The 19447-nt window shown below is 59.8% G+C and carries 17 protein-coding genes and 1 pseudogene; 7 read left to right on the top strand and 11 right to left on the bottom strand.

The annotated features are described in order from the left end of the window. Positions 1-73 precede the first annotated feature (73 nt). A pseudogene (locus ACGYK9_RS18550) lies at positions 74-934 on the bottom strand (IS256 family transposase); the annotation flags it as partial. Here ACGYK9_RS18550 and ACGYK9_RS18555 point away from each other — a divergent pair. Both ACGYK9_RS18555 and ACGYK9_RS18560 read left to right on the top strand, forming a co-directional pair. Further along, entirely contained in the window at positions 927-1379 is a 453-nt protein-coding gene (locus tag ACGYK9_RS18555; protein ID WP_394415024.1) for a sensor histidine kinase, read from the top strand. The pseudogene ACGYK9_RS18550 and the gene ACGYK9_RS18555 overlap by 8 nt on opposite strands. Positions 1380-1813: 434 nt before the next feature. Then, positions 1814-3199, top strand: coding sequence for a transposase (locus tag ACGYK9_RS18560; protein ID WP_394415027.1), 1386 nt, complete (start codon positions 1814-1816; stop codon positions 3197-3199). A gap of 313 nt (positions 3200-3512) precedes the next feature. Here ACGYK9_RS18560 and ACGYK9_RS18565 read toward each other — a convergent pair whose 3' ends face one another. Both ACGYK9_RS18565 and ACGYK9_RS18570 read right to left on the bottom strand, forming a co-directional pair. Then, positions 3513-4838, bottom strand: a complete 1326-nt coding sequence (locus tag ACGYK9_RS18565) for a surface lipoprotein assembly modifier (protein ID WP_394414985.1) — start codon at positions 4836-4838, stop codon at positions 3513-3515. Continuing rightward, positions 4835-5533, bottom strand: coding sequence for a hypothetical protein (locus tag ACGYK9_RS18570; protein ID WP_394422669.1), 699 nt, complete (start codon positions 5531-5533; stop codon positions 4835-4837). Before ACGYK9_RS18570 ends, ACGYK9_RS18565 begins: the two co-directional genes overlap by 4 nt. Before the next feature lie 154 nt (positions 5534-5687). Here ACGYK9_RS18570 and ACGYK9_RS18575 point away from each other — a divergent pair, with 154 nt between their 5' ends. Next, the gene (locus ACGYK9_RS18575; protein WP_394414991.1) at positions 5688-7898 is read left to right on the top strand and encodes an ATP-binding protein; all 2211 of its coding nucleotides are present in this window, start codon (positions 5688-5690) and stop codon (positions 7896-7898) included. After that, complete coding sequence (locus tag ACGYK9_RS18580) at positions 7898-8551, top strand: LuxR C-terminal-related transcriptional regulator (protein ID WP_394414993.1); 654 nt, start codon at positions 7898-7900, stop codon at positions 8549-8551. Before ACGYK9_RS18575 ends, ACGYK9_RS18580 begins: the two co-directional genes overlap by 1 nt. A 9-nt stretch (positions 8552-8560) precedes the next feature. Here the strand turns inward: ACGYK9_RS18580 and ACGYK9_RS18585 are convergent. Continuing rightward, a protein-coding gene (locus tag ACGYK9_RS18585) for an IS5 family transposase (protein WP_394414996.1) occupies positions 8561-9318 on the bottom strand; the annotation gives its coding sequence in 2 pieces (ribosomal slippage) (positions 8561-8997 and positions 8997-9318; 759 coding nt in all). 930 nt (positions 9319-10248) lie between these two features. Between ACGYK9_RS18585 and ACGYK9_RS18590 the strand changes: the two genes are divergently transcribed. The 3 genes from ACGYK9_RS18590 to ACGYK9_RS18600 are packed head-to-tail and all read left to right on the top strand — an operon-like array spanning position 10249 to position 12858. After that, entirely contained in the window at positions 10249-11820 is a 1572-nt protein-coding gene (locus ACGYK9_RS18590; RefSeq protein WP_394414998.1) for an NAD(P)/FAD-dependent oxidoreductase, read from the top strand. A 4-nt stretch (positions 11821-11824) separates the two neighbouring features. Further along, positions 11825-12355 carry a c-type cytochrome gene (locus ACGYK9_RS18595; protein ID WP_394415001.1) on the top strand — a complete coding sequence of 177 codons (531 nt, stop codon included), beginning with the start codon at positions 11825-11827 and terminating at the stop codon, positions 12353-12355. Beyond that, positions 12352-12858, top strand: coding sequence for a RidA family protein (locus ACGYK9_RS18600; protein ID WP_394415004.1), 507 nt, complete (start codon positions 12352-12354; stop codon positions 12856-12858). Before ACGYK9_RS18595 ends, ACGYK9_RS18600 begins: the two co-directional genes overlap by 4 nt. Positions 12859-12923: 65 nt before the next feature. On the opposite strand, the gene ACGYK9_RS18605 is transcribed toward ACGYK9_RS18600, so the two are convergent. From ACGYK9_RS18605 to ACGYK9_RS18635, 7 genes are all read right to left on the bottom strand, one after another. Then, positions 12924-14639, bottom strand: a complete 1716-nt coding sequence (locus ACGYK9_RS18605) for a peptide ABC transporter substrate-binding protein (RefSeq protein WP_394415007.1) — start codon at positions 14637-14639, stop codon at positions 12924-12926. 801 nt (positions 14640-15440) lie between these two features. Continuing rightward, positions 15441-16049 (bottom strand): SMC-Scp complex subunit ScpB, encoded by a 609-nt coding sequence (locus tag ACGYK9_RS18610; protein ID WP_394415010.1) that lies wholly within the window; start codon positions 16047-16049, stop codon positions 15441-15443. Between the two features lie 60 nt (positions 16050-16109). Then, positions 16110-16403: a type II toxin-antitoxin system RelE/ParE family toxin gene (locus tag ACGYK9_RS18615; protein ID WP_394415013.1), complete on the bottom strand. Its 294-nt coding sequence runs from the start codon at positions 16401-16403 to the stop codon at positions 16110-16112. Then, complete coding sequence (locus ACGYK9_RS18620) at positions 16390-16656, bottom strand: type II toxin-antitoxin system ParD family antitoxin (RefSeq protein WP_073037346.1); 267 nt, start codon at positions 16654-16656, stop codon at positions 16390-16392. The genes ACGYK9_RS18615 and ACGYK9_RS18620 overlap by 14 nt, the downstream gene beginning before the upstream one ends. A gap of 100 nt (positions 16657-16756) precedes the next feature. Next, the gene (locus ACGYK9_RS18625) at positions 16757-17641 is read right to left on the bottom strand and encodes a DUF1403 family protein (protein ID WP_394415017.1); all 885 of its coding nucleotides are present in this window, start codon (positions 17639-17641) and stop codon (positions 16757-16759) included. A gap of 56 nt (positions 17642-17697) precedes the next feature. Continuing rightward, positions 17698-18489: a TniQ family protein gene (locus ACGYK9_RS18630; RefSeq protein WP_394422671.1), complete on the bottom strand. Its 792-nt coding sequence runs from the start codon at positions 18487-18489 to the stop codon at positions 17698-17700. Further along, a complete protein-coding gene (locus ACGYK9_RS18635) occupies positions 18486-19382 on the bottom strand; it encodes a TniB family NTP-binding protein (protein WP_394415022.1) in 897 nt (298 codons plus the stop codon). Before ACGYK9_RS18635 ends, ACGYK9_RS18630 begins: the two co-directional genes overlap by 4 nt. Between the last annotated feature and the right edge of the window lie 65 nt (positions 19383-19447).

The raw sequence follows: 19447 nt of genomic DNA on the forward strand, positions 1-19447 counted from the left end.
CTCGCCATCATGTTCGAAGAACGCTTTCCCATGGCGTAACTAAAGGCGTCAGGGCACAAAATTACGCACACTCCCTGTAAATCCGCCGCAGATCAGCGGCCACCTCCTTGCGATCTTTCCAGGCACAGAAGTTCAACGAGTGGCGCGCGAGATGAACAATGCACGTTTGAACGGCCGTGTCGGGAAAGGCTGCGGTGATGGCATCAGGGAAGCCCTTGAGGCCGTCCACGACCGCAATCAGGATGTCTTGAAGCCCACGGTTCTTCAGCTCTGTCATCACCGAGAGCCAGAATTTGGCGCCCTCGTTGTCAGCGATCCAAAGACCAAGAACCTCGCGCACGCCATCCCTGCTGACACCAAGAGCCACGTAGACGGCTTTGTTCTTGACCATGCGGCTATCGGCGTCGCGGATCTTGACCCGCAGAGCGTCAAAAATGACGATGGGATACATCCGGTCCAGCGCCCGGGATTGCCACTCCCGAACCTCATCCAACACCGCGTCGGTCACGCGGCTGATCAAGTCTGGCGAGACTTGCAGGCCATAGACGTCCTCAAGATGAGCACGGATATCGCGGACCGTCAGACCGGCGGCGTAAAGCCCGATAATCTTGTCATCCATCCCATCAATGCGGGTCTGTCCCTTCTTCACCAGTTCAGGCTCGAAGCTGCCGTCCCGGTCCCGCGGCACAGCGATAGGCAGTTCACCGTCTTGCCCCTTCAATCTCTTGGTAGATGACCCGTTGCGACGGTTGGCCTGATCAGGCGGGGCGTCCTTGCCGTCTTCATAGCCCAGATGTGCCGTCAGCTCAGCACCGAGCATCCGCTCCATCAGCTTGATCTTGAGCTCTTTCATTAGCCCGGCATCGCCAAGCAGGTCTTCAGGCCGCTCGCAGCCCTTCAGTAGTTCGTCCAGCAGTTCCTTGGATATGGTCATCGTCCTTGCTCCTCTCAGGAAGCATGGACCAGATTGCAATTACACAGAAGATCGGACACTCTCAGCCAACCCGCCGGTCTACGTCAACGCCGATGCTCAGCGTCTCAAGCAAGTCATCACGAACCTTCTCTCCAACGCCTCGAAATTCTCCACGGCTGGGGGAACTGTACATGTGTGCATAAACGTCTCAGAACACAGCTGCAAAGTTCTGGTGAGCAACGATGGACCAGGAATTTCTCCAAAGTTCGGAAAACGAATATTTCAGCCATTCTCACAGCAAGCGGATCACTTGACGCGCAGTCGTGAGGGGACTGGGCTTGGTCTCGCGATCTCCAAAGAGCTGGTGGAAAACATGGAAGGCGAGATTGGGTACGAATCTACCCCAAGCGTTCGAACGACTTTCTGGGTCCGCTTGCCAATTTTTTCCAAAAATGGAATGTCTTAAGCTTACAAGCTTGGATGAATCAGAGCATTCGGTTGCTATCTCCTCGTAGGTTTACTGACCACCGCTCTTACAGCGGCGATTTCGAGCGCTGATTTAGGGGTTCAGTAACGATCAATCCACATAGTAAGAGCGCTCCGCCTCAACGTCCTACCGACTATGATCGACTGAAGCGGATGTTATTGCACTGCGCAGCAAATCTCCGAAAAGTCCCGCTTAGCCGACGTATGCCCGTCGATAACGCTGCGGTCAGCATCAATGGCAGCTTCGGGTAAGCTGCGATGCGGGGGCGACTCTCATAACCAAGGTCGGCTCTGGGCCGTGAGCGATTGTCTTCCCCCCCCCCCGACAGGAAGGGCGTATTTTGTTGAAAAACTCGCCCTTGATCGAAGGACCATCGGCTGATTCAATTCCTGTAGAGGATGGGAGGATTGGCGATGATGGGACCGCGGCAGGAAGCGCAGCCGGCGCTGTTTTATGAGTTCTCGCTTGAGGATCATGTCCCGCAGAACCACCTTCTGCGCTCCATCGACCGGTTCGTGGACCTGTCCGGCATGCGCAGCTACCTCGCCGACTTCTACAGCCATACGGGGCGGCCGTCGGTCGACCCTGAACTCCTCATCAGGATGCTGCTGGTGGGCTATTGCTTCGGCATTCGGTCGGAGCGGCGGCTCTGCGAGGAGGTCCATGTGAACTTGGCGTATCGCTGGTTTTGCCGTCTCGATCTGAGCGACCGCGTTCCTGACCACTCGACCTTTTCCAAGAACCGGCACGGCCGTTTCCGCGACAGCGAATTGCTGCGGCACCTGTTCGAAACGACCGTCGCGCGGTGCATCGAGGAGGGTCTGGTCAGCGGCCAACGCATGGCGGTGGATGCGAGCCTCATCGAGGCCGATGCCAACAAGCAGAACTCGACGCCGAAGGAGGAGTGGGATGCGGCGCAGATCGATCCAGCCGACGCGCCAAGGGCGGTGCGTGAGTATCTCGAGACGCTGGACGAGGCCGCGTTTGGCGCGGCCAGCGAGGTGCAGCCCAAGTTCACGTCGCATTCTGACCCGGCCAGCCAGTGGACTGCGGCCCGTAAAGGTCCGGCTTTCTTCAGCTATTCCGACAATTACCTGATCGACACCGACCATGGCGTCATCGTGGACGTGGAGGCGACGAGATCCATCCGCCAGGCCGAAGTCGGTTCGACCAAGACCATGCTGAAGCGCGTGAAGAACAGGTTCGACCTTCATCCAGAGCGCCTGATCGCGGACACCGCCTATGGCACCGGGCCGATGCTGGGCTGGCTGGTCGAGCGCAAGATCGCACCCCACATTCCCGTATTCGACAAATCAGGGCGCAATGACGGAACATGGACCCGAGCCGACTTTGAATGGGATGCGGAGAACGACCAATACATCTGCCCTGAGGGGCACGAGCTGAAGCAATTCCGCCGGAACTATTCCGATCCGAACCGCGGGCCGACCGGCAAGGGCACAGCCCGCTATCGGGCGCTGAAAGAGGTCTGTCAGGCTTGCCCATCTAAAGCAAAGTGCTGCCCGAATGCGGATGCCCGCAAGATCACCCGTGAGGAACATGAAGATGCTCGGCAAGTCGCCCGCGACATTGCGAAAACTGACCAATACGTGATCTCGATGAAGCTGAGGAAGAAGGTCGAGATGCTCTTTGCCCATCTCAAGCGGATCCTTGGCCTCAACCGGCTCCGATTACGCGGGCCGTGCGGCGCAAATGACGAATTCCTCCTCGCCGCAACCGCCCAAAACCTTCGGAAACTGGCGAAGATCCTTCCCGCACCGCAGCAATCGCGAAAAGCCTGACGATAAAGACGCTCGCGCAACGTTCAGCCGTCGATATTCTGCGCTCGCGAACAGGTGTTTTTCCACAGAATCGGCTCGAAGCGGACGTTAGCTGCAACGAGCACCGAGGTCGGCAGAGCGGACGAAGCGAGCTTTCGCTGCTGCTGCGCCAATGGCTGCAAGTGACACCGTGCGACGATTGCCAATTGTGCTTGAATACACCACCTGATACTTAGAAATAGCTAGGGTCAGGACCCATTGATTTTCTTCTGATGGCGTGATTCACGCCTCACAATTAAGAGCTACGCGACACTTACCGAACGCCGCGATCGCGTCAGAAGCGCCGGGTGATGCCCAGCAACACACGGTGGTTCTCATAGCTGTAGAGGTCGTTGCTCGAGTCCTGCCGCTCTACTCCGAGCTCGAGCACCGGCGCAAAGCCCGCGACCGCCCAGTCGCGGTGCGTGAGCTTCATTGAAAGGCTCTGGCGCCGGTCTTCGCGCACGATTCCGAGCAGGCTGTCGGGACCCTCGCGCTCATGCCGGCCGAGAGCCAACGTCAGCTCGGCGAGCAGCCCGCCCTCGAAGGCATAGCGCGCGCCAAGCGTCACCGCTCCGGCTTGCCCAGCTTCGGTTGCTAGCTCGCTTTCGGTCAGCTCTAGCTGCAAGCCGAAGCTGAGTTGCAGCCGGGGCGTAGCCGTGTGGCTGAGCGATGCTGCGGCGACGGATCGGGTGGCGGGCTTGGTGCCGGGGGCCTCATAGTCGGTGCGCTCGCGGATCAGCGTCAGGTCAAGCCTGCTCCGCGCCCTGGCGTCGATGGACTGGCCCCAGGTCAGATAGACGCCACGGGTGTTGGCGTAAGCCTCTCCGTCGATCCAGCGCTTTCGCAGGGTGATCCCGGCGCCCAGCCTGCGGTTCCGGTCGCCGAAGTGCAGCAGCCCCAGTTCCGCCCGCGCCTGAACGTCGTCGGGTGCGACCTCTTCGTAAAGCCGTGCATCGAGCGCCGCCCCCAGCCGGAGCCTCAGATCCGGCCCCAGACGGGGCAGAGCGGCAAGCCCAAGGCCAAGCTCGATACCCCGGGCTGACTGCGCGCGTGAGCCATCCTTGAGCTTGAAGGGCAGGTCGCCGATCATGATGGTATCAGCCGCGGTTCGTTTCGCGGGATTGCTCTCGGGCACGATCGCGAAGCGGAAATTGCCTTCCCAGATCCGGTCGCGATCAATCTGGTCAATGCGCCGCGTTACCTCCTCGGCCAGCGACGGCGGCAGCGCGGCGCCGCGCGCCAGGGAATAGTGGTAGCGCGCGCGCTCTGCCTGACCTGCAGCCTCGAGCGTGTTGGCAAGTTCCAGACGGTAGGTGACGGCATCCGGCGCAAGAGAGACCAGTCGGTCGAGCCAAGGCAGAGCCGCACGCGGCCGGCCCTGCCGAACATGCGCCATGGAGAGCGCCCAGAGACGGCGCAACTCGGCGTCGCGCACCGCTTGCGGCCCCATTCTCTGCAGCGCGGAAATAGCGGTGCCATAATCTCCGGCATTTACCTGCGCCTCGGCGCGGGCAATCGCGTCAGGCTGCTGCGCCGGCACTTGCGACACAAGCGCCAGTGCAAGGAAAAGGCCCGCGAGCAGGCGCCGCGCGCCCAATGCCGCGAGCCTTGTCATCATTCTTGTTCGATGTAGTAGGTGCCTTCAATTGCGCCGTCGAACACCGCCGGATTGGTCGAGTCCGGCTGTTTGTAACCGCCGACCACCGGCCCAAGCGCGGCCTGACCGGCATCGCCGAAGAACGACCCGCCGAGCGTGATATTCGTGTCGGCCGTGGTGCCGCCCTGACTCAGTTCGCCGGTTAGGGTGACGTCCAGCGCTCCGATCTGTGTCTCGGGGACCGAGACGCCGGCCACCTCCATCGCGGGATTGACCACCCGGCTGATAGATCCGCCAAAGCTGTCGTCCACGGTCAGTGTGCCGTCGATGGCGCCCGTTTCGCCGGTCACCAGCGTGCCGGTGAAATTCGACGCGGTCCCGGTGAACGGGTTGGTGGTCTGTCCGTCAGTCCAGGCCACATCGAGGTCCAGATCGCCCTCGACCTCGCCGATGGTGCTGGAAGAATCGGTCACGTCCACCTTCAGCCGTCCGGCATAGGATGCGTTGATAGCGGTCGGCATGTTCGATGTCGGAGCCAAGGCCGTGACGCGGTCGAACTCGGTGTCGAAGCTTGAGCCGCCACCGCCGCCACCCCCACCGGTTCCGCCGCCACCGCCGCCACCCCCACCGGTTCCGCCGCCGCTACCCAAACAGCCGGACAGCGATGTGCCAAGCACCAGGGCCAAGCCAAGCCGCCCAAGATTTGCAATGCGCATCCCTCATATCCTTGATTAATTGATAATATATCCTTTTTGGCGCCTGGAAATTGCGCTGTCTCTCCCCTGTTCAGGGGTATTCAAATAAAAATACGGGCACTAAGCTCTCGGAATGTTTGGTTTCTGATATTCCTAGTGACATGGCACCCACCGCATGAAGCAAACCCATTCTCCGATTCTGCTCGCAGCGTCGGCGCTGGCACTTGGACTTGCGGTAGCGACCCTGGTTCTCTGGGTCGCGCTCAGTCAGCCTTGGCTCGGGGTACGGCTCGTCGCGGGGCCGGACAACAGCGCCACAGTCTATTCGGTCCATCCTGACGGTCCCGCCGAAGGCCGCGTCCCCCAAGGCGCGACGCTGCTTTCGATTGCTGCTCCCGGCCTCCCGGCTCTGCCGGTCTATGCGCGAGACCTGACAGAAGAGCCCGACGCCCTGCGAGGCCCCGAAGCGATGCGCGCCTTCTTTGTCAAGCAGGACGCGCTGCTCGCGCGTATCGAAGCACCCACAACGCATCTTCAGTTGCACCCGCAAGGCGCGCCAGACCGCGTCATGCAAGAGATCCGACCGGCGTCTTCCCGGCCTCTTGACGACCTACCGGGCGTCTTCTGGGTTCAGCTTGGCGTAGGCCTCGCAGGTATCGTTCTGGGCGGCTGGGTCATGGCTTTGCGGCGCGAAGACCGGGCGGTGCAGTTCTTCGGGCTTGCAGGTTTGGGCCTGATGATCTCCGCCGACGCGGCCGCGCTCTACAGCACACGGGAGCTTGCGCTCAGTGCCGAGGTCTTCACGACGGCCTCGCGGCTGAACTACCTCGGGACGCTGGTCTTCGGGATCGGCATGATCAACCTCTTCCTGATCTACCCGGCGCGTCTTGCCGGGCGGGCGGCGCTCTGGTCCGTCGCAGCGCTGTTCTCGGTCTTCATCCTGGCCGTCCTCGGTGACTGGCCGGACGTACTGCAGGACCGACAGGCGCCCGTTTTCCTCGCAATGCTGATTCTTCTGGCGGCGGTTCTGGCGCAGGCCGTGGTGAACCGGCGCAACCCCACGGCGCGGGCGATGCTGGGATGGTTCGGCCTATCCGTGCTTCTGAGCGCCGGTGGTTTCGGCCTGACCGTCACTCTTCCGCTGCTGATGGGTATACCGCCGCGTCTTTCGCAGGGGTACGCCTTTCTCTTTTTCCTCGTGATCTCTGTCGGCTTGGCCATGGGGATCGCGCGCTACCGGCTTTTCGAGTTGTCGGACTGGGCCTTCCGCATCCTCTTTTATGTAGGCGGCGTCCTTCTGCTGCTGGTGCTCGACGCGGCGCTGGTCCTTGGCCTTGCGCTTGACCGAGCGCCCGCATTCAGCCTTGCGATCGCCGTAGTGGGCCTGATCTATCTGCCGCTCCGCGACGTGCTTGGCCGCCGGCTGCGCAACGACAGCGGACTGGAGCGCGAAAAGCTGTTCGCGCTAGTCGGCGACGTGGCTCTGGCCACCCGGGCGGAGGACCGCGATGCCGCGCTGCATGCGCTGTTGCGGCGCCTCTTTGATCCGCTCCGCATCGAGCAAGTCCCCACGGGCTTCGATGTGGCAGGCCTGCGCGACGGCGGTGAAACGCTCGAGATTCCGCTGCCACACGGGCTGCCGGGCATCCGCCTGCACTGGGCGCGGCAGGGGCGCGTCCTTTTCAACCGACGCGACGAACAACTGGCCCGCAGTGTGGTCGAGATGCTTGATCGGTCCATCGCACAGCAACGCGCCCATGACGCCGCCGTCGAAACCGAACGCCGCCGCATCAACCGCGACATGCATGATAACATCGGGGTGCAGTTGCTGGGCGCGCTGCACTCTTCGGACGCCGAGCGGAAAGATATGCTGATCCGCCAGACCCTCTCGGACCTACGACAGATCGTGTCGAACCCGGCGGAGGACGGAGCGGTTCTGGCGCAACTTCTGGCTGACCTTCGGCGGGAGATCGGCGATCATCTCGAAGCGGCAGGGCTGGGGATGAGGTGGCAGGACTGCGGCCTGAGCGCCGCGGATACGCCGCACATTTCGCTTAAAGCGCTTCAGGTGCAAACCCTTCGGGCGCTGTTGCGAGAGTCTGTCAGCAATGCTCTGCGCCATGCCGAAGCCCGCAATGTACACCTCCGGTTTCTTCCACTGCCGGGTGAAAGGCTCAGGCTGATCGTCGAGGACGATGGCACCGGCACCAAGGGCGAATGGCAACGTCAGGGGAGCGGGCTTGCAAACCTGCGCTTTCGCGTAGAGGCCTGCGGTGGCACGCTCGTGATCGAACCCGCGCAGAGCGGCACCCGGGTGCTCGCCACCTTGCCGCTTGCCGGGGTGCGCGCGCCCGGCACGGCCGGGCTTGAAAAGGCGGCGGGCTGATGCGGATCCTTGTCGTCGAAGATATTACCGAGACCCGCCGCTGGCTCTGTGCCATCGTCGAAGAGGTTTTTGCAGGCGCGCAGGTCTCGCAGGCCGAAACGCTGCGGCAGGCACGCGGGTTGCTGGAACAGCCCCAGGATCTGGCGCTGATCGATCTGGGACTGCCGGACGGGTCAGGCCTCGACCTGCTGAGGCAGATCAGGGACAGCCGCGCCGCCACGATCTGCGTCGTCACCACCGTGCTCGGCGATGATGCCAGCGTCGTGGGCGCCCTCTCTGCCGGGGCGCAGGGCTACCTCCTCAAGGAGAACCCGGCCTCTCTACTGGCCCACCAGTTGCGTCAGATCCATCTGGGCCTGCCCGCGCTTTCACCCTCGATCGCCCGGCGCATCATGGAGCATTTCAGTCTTACCGGTCCGAGTGCACCGCCCACCCACGGGCTCACTGATCGCGAGACAGAGGTGCTGGCGCTGATCTCGCGCGGGCTGCGGAACAGCGAAGTGGCGCGTGAGCTCGGCCTCGCGGAGACAACGGTGGCAAGCTACATCAAGGCGATCTACGCCAAGCTAGGCATTTCGTCTCGCGCCGAGGCTTCATGGCATGCAACGCGGCTCGGGCTTAACCGCGACGGCATGGGGCCCCGGCGCGGCTAGGGTCAGGACTCATAGCCAATAGATGACGGTTGCCGCGAGTGCGATGGCTGAGAGGAAGACCTTCGGGCAGCGGTCGTATCGGGTTGCCACACGCCGCCAATCCTTGAGCCTGCCGAACATGATTTCGATCCGGTTGCGTCGTTTGTAGCGCCGCTTATCGTACTTGACGGTTTTCCTGCGTTGTTTTCGGCCGGGGATACATGCGCGTATCCCTTTGTCTTTCAACGCTTCTCTGAACCAGTCGGCATCATATCCGCGATCCCCGAGCAGCCACTCGACCTTCGGCAGATTGCTGAGCAATGCCCGCGCGCCGATGTAATCGCTCACCTGACCGGCAGTGACAAACAGGTCGAGCGGTCGTCCCTGGCTGTCGCAGATGGCGTGCAACTTGGTATTCATGCCGCCCTTTGTCCGCCCGATCAGGCGTCCACGCCCCCCTTTTTGACGCCCATGCTGGTCGCTGTTCGGTGGGCCTTCAGATACGTTGCGTCGATCATCACGGTCTTCTCTTCGCCGTGCCCGGCGGCAAGACCCGCCATCATCCGGGCGAAGACGCCCTTGCCGCTCCACCGTTTCCAACGGTTGTACAGCGTCTTGTGCGGGCCATAGGCCGCGGGCGCATCGCGCCATCTTAAGCCATTGCGATTGATGAAAATAATTCCGCTCAGTACACGCCGGTCATCGACCCGTGGTTTGCCGTGTGACTTTGGAAAGAAGGGCTCAAGACGCGCCATCTGCGCATCCGTCAGCCAGAAGAGATCAGACATGTTCACCGCTCGTTTTTCGAGCCGTGAATCATGCCGACATGCGGAAATCAATGGGTCCTGAGCCTAGACGTTCCGGAAACGGTGGCTCTTGAGGCAATCACCACCGGTCAGACAGATGGGCTCGAGGAGGTTCTAAGCCGCCAAATCCGCGCCCATCTTGACGCTTCACAACACTATTCAGCGCAAGAGCTAACAGCCTACCTCGCTGATCTCAAATCCACAGCCCTTCTGGGAGCAAGACATGAAAATCATTTTGATACACGCGGTGACGAAATGATTATAGACTTTCGGGGTAGAAACTACGGTCCAGGACGACGAATCCTTGTTGAAATCGCATACAACTGGGGGCAATGATTGATTGCGCTTTCTTTGGGGCTGTAATTTTGCAGCCCCAAAATTCTATCCTTCACATTTAATAAGTGGCAGATAGAGCCTTGGAAGGTTTTATCCGTCTCATAGGCGCCCGGCTGATCTGGCACCTATGAGACGGATAAGATAACAGCGGAAAGTGAGTGGCAGACTCCGGAACCCGGTTGGCTCATGGTCGCCCCGGCGGTCAATGCAAGCCGGCTGGTTTTAATGGATTTCAAGCTACCGCAGCGCCCGTTTTATGTTTTGCGCCACAAGGAACGGCATCTTTCTTTGGCCGAGCGGCGATTTCTTGGCCCTCATTGAAATCGCACCGCTCTGAAAGGGGACTTGCGCTTCGGCAGTCAAAGCGCGAGCGCCGACGATATGGCGTGCTTAACTTGCACTCGGGGAACCAGATAGAACGCTCTTTTGGTTCACCCCAAAAACAAAACCTGATTTCTTGGAACCCTGCACCTTTGCGAACGGTTGGCCCTGTAGAATTACTTAATTCGTGAACTAGCGCGCTCGTGTCGCAGTGATCGGGGGTGCGCTTATCGTTTTTACGACGAGGGGGGCTCCATGAGTGAAATCACACGCCGCAATCTTCTAACGATGATCGGCACTGCCGCAGGCAGTGCCGCTATGTATCATGCTATGACTTCAATGGGTTTTGCAGCACCCTCTGATTATAGCGGACCCATTAAATTAGACGGAGATCCTCAGGGAGCGAAGGTGCTGGTTCTCGGTGCCGGCCTGGCCGGGCTCACTGCCGCCTATGAAATGCGGGCAGCTGGCTATGAGGTCGAGGTGCTAGAGTTCCGTGAGAAGGCGGGCGGGCGATGTTGGACCCTGCGCTCGGGCGACGAGTACACTGAACTTGGTGGCGCAACCCAGAACGTTGATTTTGCTGAAGGCAATTACATCAACCCTGGCCCATGGCGGCTACCGCATAATCACCATGCCGTTTTAGACTACTGTAAGCGGCTTAAAGTCCCTCTCGAGCCATTTATCCAGCTGAACTATAACTCCTATCTTCATCGTTCAGACGCCTATGGCGGCAAACCGCAGCGCCTGAAAGACATCAAAACCGATTATCGTGGGCATATCTCGGAGTTGTTGGCCAAGGCCGTCAATCAGGGAAGACTTGATGAACTGGTCACCGCGCAAGACCGAGAAGTCCTACTGGAAAGCCTGCGAGCTTTCGGCGTGTTGAACGAACAGAACGAATACGTGAGGAGCTTGGACACCAGCCATTATCGCGGCTACGCAAAGCAGCCGGGCGGCGGTGTCGGGGCAGCGCCTGAAGCTTCGGACCTGCTTAACCCGCAGGAGGTGCTGCAGTCGCGGCTTTGGGAGTATCTCGCCACGCATGAGACAGTGGATCACCAAGCTCCTATGTTTCAGCCGGTCGGCGGGATGGATGGTATCGCCAAAGGGTTCGAGCGCGAGGTTGGAGATCTTATTACCTATAACGCCAAAGTCGTCTCGCTACAGCAGGACGAGAACGGGGTAACGGTGACGTGGGAAGACACGGCCGGTGGAGGCCAGCAGACCAGCAAAGCGGACTATTGTGTCTGTACCATTCCTTTCTCCATCCTCGGGCAGATCGACCACAACCTTTCGGGTGATTTATCCAATGCGATCAGTTCGATGTACTACAACGGATCGACGAAATGGGGCCTCGAATTCAACCGCCGCTTCTGGGAAGAAGACGAAGATATCTACGGTGGTATCAGCTACACCGATCTCGCCATCGGCCAGATAAGCTACCCCTCGACAGGCTATTTCTCCGATGGGCCGGCCGTGTTGCTGGGCGGTTATACATGGCGCGGAGAGAACTCCTACAAGTTCAACGCCATGCAGCCTGATGAGCGCTTGGAATGGGCACTAAGACAGGGTGCCAAAATCCATCCTCAGTATCGGGATGAATTCAAGACCGGCGTCAGCGTTGTGTGGCACAAGGTCCCATGGGTTCTCGGGTGCTCGGGCGTTTGGGAAAATCGCGACAATTACGAGGAGGCCATCAAGATCGACAATCGCGTCGTCTGCGCTGGCGAACACCTTTCTTACCTGCCTGCGTGGCAAGAAGGGGCGATTCTCTCCTCGCTTGATGCGATCTCGCGTCTCCATGACAAAGTAATCAACGGGTGAAGCCATGCGACAGATATTTTTCTCAGCGACGATCGTAGGCATTCTCGGCACTCTGCCGCTCTATGCCCAAGACAACGACGCAAACACGCGCGCGGCGCAAGCCACGGCGCCTGAAACCGGCGAGACCTCTCCCGAGGGCGAAGCCCGTGCACAAGAGCGTGACATAACCGCTATGGCGGATGGCGGTGAATGGGTCGAAGAATATGTCAGCGAAGATGGCGAAGAGTTGTATCAAACGCTCTGCTCCGGCTGTCATATGGCTGACGGGTCAGGGGCCATTGGGGCTGGGAAGTACCCTGCTCTTAGTGGCAACCCCAACCTCGAATATGCTGGCTATGCGACCTACATCATCATCAATGGCCAGGCTGCAATGCCAAGTCTTGGGCATTTTCTCGATGACCAACAAGTATTGGCTATCACAGACTATATCCAGACGAACCTCGGCAATGACTATGAGGCCGATGGTACGCTCGACGCCGTGGCCGACGCCCGGCCGGCCGAGCCTGTAAATCAGAACACGGAGGAACACGAATGATCCGCAAGTTTATCGCCCCCCTCGCCGCTGTCGCAGCACTTATGGCCACGAGCGTATACGCTCAAGGCTCAGAAGTTGTTCGCCACGGCTTGCCGGATTCAGACTTCCCGATCTTGCAGGCGGTGGAAGTGCCCGCGGATGCAACCTTGGTTTACCTCAGTGGCACCGTGCCGACGGTCGCCAATGAGACGGCCGAGAAGGGCTCACCCGAATACTTCGGAGATACGGCAACCCAAACTGCCAGTGTGCTCGCTTCGATTGAGAAAAAGCTTGCCGGGCTCAATCTTGACATGGGGGACGTCATCAAAATGCAGGCCTATCTCGTCGCTCCCGAAGGCAGCGATGGGATGGACTTTGAGGGCTTTATGAAAGGCTATACCCAGTATTTCGGCACCGATGAGCAACCCGAATTACCAACCCGGTCGGTCTTTGCGGTTGCAGGATTGGCGAACCAGGCTTGGCTGGTTGAGATCGAAGTTGTGGCGGTCCGCTCCGGCTCGTAAGCCCGCGCAGCAGGCGAACACCTGAATTTCGAAGCGGTGGCCCGAAGGGGCCACCGCTTTTGCGTTTAGCCTTCGGTGCGATACCAATCGGCAACGTTCCACAAATCACTATCCCAAGCGTTCAGCCTAACACCACCAAGCGTGTTGCCCTGTGCCGCCACCGCTGCACGATTGATCAGCGGCAACATGGATTTGCTTTCGGTCGTAATGATGTCGTTCAGACGTTTGACCAAACGGGCTCGCTCTTCGATCTTGCTGGTACGAGACAGCTCATCCAGCAGAGTGTCGTATTCCTCATCGCAAAAGCGGTTGATGTTCTCGCCCTGCCACTGGGTCGAGGGTTTGGGCTCATTTCCGCAGCGACGCTGCGCCAGATAGGCTTGCGGGTCGGTGCCGTCATAGAGGTTCGCATACATCTCGACGTCGGCATAGAACTTGGGAAAAGTGTCGGGGCTGCCGGGATCGCCGCCGAAAAAGACGGAGGCATCGATGTTGCGCAGCTCAACCTCGATGCCGATCTGGTTCCACCAGTCCTTGATCAGCGCCTGAAAGTCTTGGCGAACGGCATTGGTGGAGGTCTGGAACAGGAGCGACAGGCGCATACCGTCTTTCTCGCGCACGCCGTCCCCGTCTTGGTCCTGCCAGCCCGCTTCATCCAAAAGCGTCTTCGCCGCTTCCAAATCCTGCGTCAGACATTCGGTGTTATCAGAGCTATAGATCGGCGGCGCGGGGACCAAATTGCAGGTTGGCCGACCCGCTTGACCATAGCCGATTTCGTTGAGCAATTCGCGATCAATGGCCATACTCATGGCCTGCCGTACACGACGATCGGTCAAGAAAGGATGCGGCTCTTCAACCGTCGCGCGGGTTTCCGGCGGCAGGTCCGGCGAGGGGTTCGTCATATTGATCTCGATCCGCTCCACCAAGGGGCCGAACTCGAAAATAGGCTTGCCGGTGCCGCCTTCAGCGATCTTCTCCAGCACGTCGGGAGCCATCAACAGATCCCAAGCGTAGTCAAACTCGCCCGTCTCCATCACCGCGCGCGCGGCTGACACGGAATCCCCGCCGCCTTTGAAGTTGAGCTTGGCGAAAGCAGGCTTGCTGGGATCGCGGTAATTGTCATTCGCGACAAGCTGGATTGAGTCGTTAGGCCGAAAATCCGTCACCACAAAGGGGCCGCTGCCAATCGGGTTGAAGTTTTCCTCCGTACAACCCGGTGCCCGCGCGCCGGTGCATTCCGCAAACTGGGCGGCCTGAAGGATGGGCGCGGCCGCGCCCACGAAAGGCAGATAGGGGTACGGTTTCGGCTCGTCGAAATGGATCGTCACGGTGCGATCATCAATGACTTCGACTTCTTTCACGTCATTGAACTTCGACAGTTGTGCGCAACCGCCTTCGGGGTTCATGCAATAATCTGCCGTAAACTTCACATCCTTGGCGGTAAGCGGCGTGCCGTCGGACCAAGTCACCCCTTCCTTCAGTTTCCAAGTGATGGTCTTGAGGTCTTCGGTCATGCCCCCGTTTTCGACCGTGGGAATTTCGACCGCCAGTTTCGGAACAAGCTCGCCTTTCTCATCGGCGTTGGCCAAAGGCTCAAGCACCATGCTGGAAGCATCGCGCTCTTTCACACCGCCGGATAGATAGGGGTTCAAGATTGAGGGCGCTTGCCAGTAGATAATGTTGAGTTGATCATCGCGACCGCGCTCGCCCTCTTGGGCAAACGCCATTGATGGCAGCAAGGTCATCGAGGTTGCTCCGAGTAAATGTACTATGAACCGCATGGCCTGTCCTCTGTTTTGTTCGTGTTTAACGCGAATAAATACTTAACCAATCAAACAGATTCTTAACGATTTGCAAGGCTAAGGACGCCCCTCGGCGAACGAGTAGGCATCTTCCGGACAATAGGCACCACTACCGAGAAGGACTAACGAGGATCAATTGGAAACCAGAATCCAAAGACACCATGGGTTCTAATCTAAATCGCCGACCGTCTCAAACGCCCTTCTAAGGGACAGGGCCACTGGGCAATCAAGCCTCCATCTAAGGTTTCGGTGACGGTGAACTGAGCGAAATATTTCCCGACAAGCTGCACTGATACCGAGCCGGTCGTCACTTCTAAATTGGTTGCCAATCTCTACACGCACACCAAACGAGACTTTTATATTTTGGTTCAACTCACCGCCTGTACTTGTTCCGGCTCGCGCAAGCAGCGCAGTCTGCAGAAAAAGTAGCGACGACCCACCTGGGGTAAAAAGGGGAAAGGGTCGCCGCAGTTATTCGGTGCTACAGGGAGGATGCACCGCCGTGAATGAACCACAACTGACATTCACAAAATGCATATACGTGCGCTTTAGGAAAAAGCAAATATGATGGCAGGTTTCCTCTGGTATGCCCAACCTGATGCACTTTGGGATGTTCGAAGAAAATCGGCGACCTCAGAAGCCAGGGAATGGACGAAGGCCGCCGCAGTTTACCGCGACCCATGGAAGTTCAAGCCGGGGTGTAATGGGGTGTCACTCCAACCCCCTAAAGTTGTTTAGGCCAAGACTATTCACAAAGCAAACAGTTTGAGTAACATTTATTCAGCCAGCTTCCGCGTTCTCTACGCTTAAACCGGCATCTAACAATTGTTCCTTGTCCGGAAGGTCTCGCAAGCTCTTAAGATCAAACGCGATCAAAAACTGCTCTGTCGTCACAAACGTGTAAGGTGCCCCTCTCTGAGGTGATCGTGGACCCGTTCCAATCAAATCGCGCGCATGTAAGCGACCAAGCAAATCGCGGTTGACCTCTTTGCCAAAAATATCCTTAAGACCTTCGCGTGTAATCGGTTGGTGGTAGGCGATGGCGGCCAGGACCGCGACGTCGAATTCGCTCAGGTCCAGCAATTGGTCCCCGATATCTGCCGCCGCGCGGATCGCAGGGGCGTAGATAGCCCGCGTCCGGAACATCCAGCCGCCAGCGACTTGAGCGATCTCGAAGGCCCGTCCCTCCAGATCGGCGGCAAGGTCCTCGACCAGCAGATCGACCGAGGCCCCCTGCCCCACCACCCGCGCCAGGTCTTCGCGCGGCACCGGCGAGGCCGACGCAAACAGCACCGCCTCGATCCGCCGCATCCATTCGCGCCAGCGCAACTCCGGCGGCAGGTCGGGCAACTCGCGGTCAAGATCGGCGTCGGGTCGGTCTATGGCCATCTCAGGCCCCAGGACAGCGGATCATGCCCAGCCTCCTCCGCAACGGGCACATACCCCCGGTCACCCAAGATGCCGCCCGGGGTCCATATGCCCGTGCAGAACCCGCAGGACACGAATACCGCCCGCAATCTGCCGATAGTAAACAGCGTGAGAGACGCTCTCATAGCGCCGCACCCCTTCGCTCACATATCCATAATCCGAGCCGAAACTCGGGTTTGCCGCCACGGTTTCGATCCGGCCATGAAGCACCTCGCTATACTGTTCGGCCTGATGCAGGCCAAACTCTTCGATACCATACAGGTAGATGTCGATCAGGTCGCGCTCGGCATCACGGGAAATTTCAATCCTCGCCACGTAGCAGGCCCTTTTGCCGCGCTTCCTCGCGTGCGGCGGCCATGATGTCGCTCAAGCCACGCGTGCTCACGCCCCCGGCCTCGGCCCGCTCCAGCATGTTGCGCAGATCATCAAACGCCGCCTCCCGGCGTTCCTGATCGCGCCGCACCAGATCGCGGAAATACTCGCTCACATTGCCATAACGGCCTGCGCTGACCTGCGCCTCGACCCAATCGTTCATCTGATCGGGCATCGAAATCGTCAGTCTGGACATGATATGCCTCCGCCTTGATTGTCATACCTGTTCATATCTAATCATACTACTTGAACATCCAACCCACAACCGCCCGCTATCACCGCCCCACTCGCCATCCCTACACCCCATACAGCCGGAAGGTGTCGCGCCCGGTCAGCTCGCGCACCGCGCCCAGATCGACCAGCCGGTCACAGAGCCGCCGCGCGGCGCGATCCGACAAAGGCAAGGCCGACGGCGCCACGGCATCGCGGGTCAGGAACATCTCGACCGCGTCGCCGGCCCCCTTGGCCCGCAGTTTCGGAGCGACCGCTTTCAGATGCGCCGCCCGACGCGCGAGATCGGCAGCAAGGCGCACGGCCTCGACCACCGACGAGGTGAGCGCTCGATGACAGGCCAGCCGCAAGTCTTCCCCCCGCTTGCGCAGGTCGGCGCGTTTCAGGCCCGGGGCCAGCAGCGGCACGAGACGATCCCAACCGAGGGCTTGGGAAAGGGCCGCATCCGCAAGGATCAGCCCCGGAACGTCGGCCCGCGGCGCCTCGCGCAGCACTGCTTTCAAAACCAGTCCGGCACGCCTGACCGGTGCCCCCTGCCCCGCGTCCAGCCACGCGGCGATTTGGTCCGGCCCGAGGGTCGGCAAGGCTCGGCCCAGGGCCTTGATCGACACCGGCCGCTCCACCGCGCGCCGCCAGGCCAGGTAGACCTCGCCCGCCTGGCCGGGCAGATCACCGGGGCGCAGAAGGTGCACTGCATCGCGCAACTCCGCTTCCCGCTCCGGTCGTCCAGAGAACGCGACACAAGCCGCAGCCGCGCGCAGGGCCAGCCGCGCCCGCAACAAGGCTTTGGGGACCTCCTCGCGTGCCAACACAAGATGCAGGTGGTTCAATGCCGCGCCCGACAAAAACGCCACATCTTCAGGGGTTTCCGAACGGCCGGAGGTGACCCAGGCGGACATCCGGGGTAACGTATCAAGGTCGCTGATGTGATCCGGTCGGGCAAATGTCATGCTGTCGCGTTGCCTTTAAATCTGAGACGAGACGCTTTCGGCATCGTGTTTTGCCCTTAATTGCGAGATTCGGCTGTCATGGGGCCTTTGCTTCTCGCGCGCCTTTGCGCGATGTGATCGACCGCGGCTAGCAATCGATGCTCCTTCTCGAAGGCGCGCAAAAGAGCAACCTTTGCATAGTCGTCGATGCCGGAGCTTGAGATGGCGGCTTTGATCAGTGGACGAGGCTGGGCCGCAGCGATCGCCGCAAGGCAAAACAGCCTCACTTCCGGTTTGTGGCTCTGAAGAGCAAACAACGGCCCCCCGTGGCAGCCCTTAAGTGACATGGCAAAGGTTACCGCGCGCATTGCGCGCTGAAGTTGCTTGGGGCTGCGCGATCGCGCGGCACACTCAAGCATCCCTGCCCCGCGGCGCGCTCGGCATATCAATTTCTCGGATACTTGTTCATCACCGGCTTTGCCGAGGGTCTGCACCAGTCTCGTCCCGCAAACCTGGCAGTCGAATACCCAGGCCCGCCTCCAATGCCTGAGCGAAGGGCCCTCTCGGGAGCATTGCAGACAATGCTGGAATGGCATCTGGGCCGTCAGCGATGCTTCTCGTGGCGTCATTGCTGGAAAGGTCAAAGATCGCACGACATCTGGGGCGACCCGTGCGGCATTGGCAATCTTCTCTGCCGCAGCCGCGTCGATGCCGAAGTCCAAGGCGGTGCCATGCGTAATATCGACTTCGATATGAGCCAGCAGTTCGGCGTCATCACAGTAGTTGGCCGCAGCCAACCGAGACAGCCAACCTGACAACAACTCGTCTGGCAGCGGTGCGACAGTCTTTGGCAGCGGTCGCGGCGTCACACCCCGGACTTCTCGAGCCGCCGATGGGCCTTCGCATGGCGCGACCAAACCGGCGTCCATTTTGCGATCGCGTCATCAGTGATGCATTCCTCACCAGTCACAATCGCGTCGATGGAAAGATCCTTGATCAGGGCGAAGATGCGCGAGGTCACCCCGCCACTCAGCGCAAGTATCTGCTTGAGCGACTTGACCTTCAGATTGGACTTCTTCTCGAGGGGCATTGCCGCGATGAGTGTCTGGATCATGTCCGAGAACTCGGCATCGTCGCGCCAGTTCGGCAGGTGATGTTCGTCCAACCGCCTGGCAAGCTGGATATCACCGCGAATAGCATCGACGGCCTCGCTGACCCCAAGGCAGACCAGTGACACCTCGAGTTCATTGCTGAGATACCGCAGGACATTGAGAAATCGGCGCTGTTCGCGGTGGGTCCCGGCCAAGAGATTGTGGACCTCGTCGATCATGATCATCCGCAGGCCAAGGTCGCGTAAGAGCGCGATGACACGGACTTCGAGGGAAGCCACATTTTGAGCGCGGGCGCTAAGAGCCGTCGCCGGGGCGCCGACGGCGGCCAGGATGTGCAGGTAAAACCGCCGTTCATCAGGTGCGGGCGGCGCTTGCAACAGCAGAAGCGGTGTGCGGGTGATGCCCGACGCCGGATCGTATTCTGGTGCGTACTTGCGCGACAGGTTTCGGGCAATCATCGTCTTTCCGATCCCGGAGGCGCCATGCACAAGAAGCCCAGGCATACGGGTTTGTCGTGGCGCTTCGATCATGCCCTGCAAGCGGTCCAACACCTGTTCCGCCCGAGGAAAGCCGATCCAGATATCCGATTGAATGAGGGCGATCCGGCCGTCTTCTTCAGTTGTCCCTGCCCTCAATTCAGGTGTTGTCACATTAACGGTCCTGAGGTTGCTGGTTCATTGATCTGGGCGTAGGCGGTGTCGATGCAGACACAAAA

Origin of the sequence: Sulfitobacter sp. 1A15258, from assembly GCF_043557045.1 — a bacterium.
Lineage (GTDB): Bacteria > Pseudomonadota > Alphaproteobacteria > Rhodobacterales > Rhodobacteraceae > Sulfitobacter > Sulfitobacter faviae.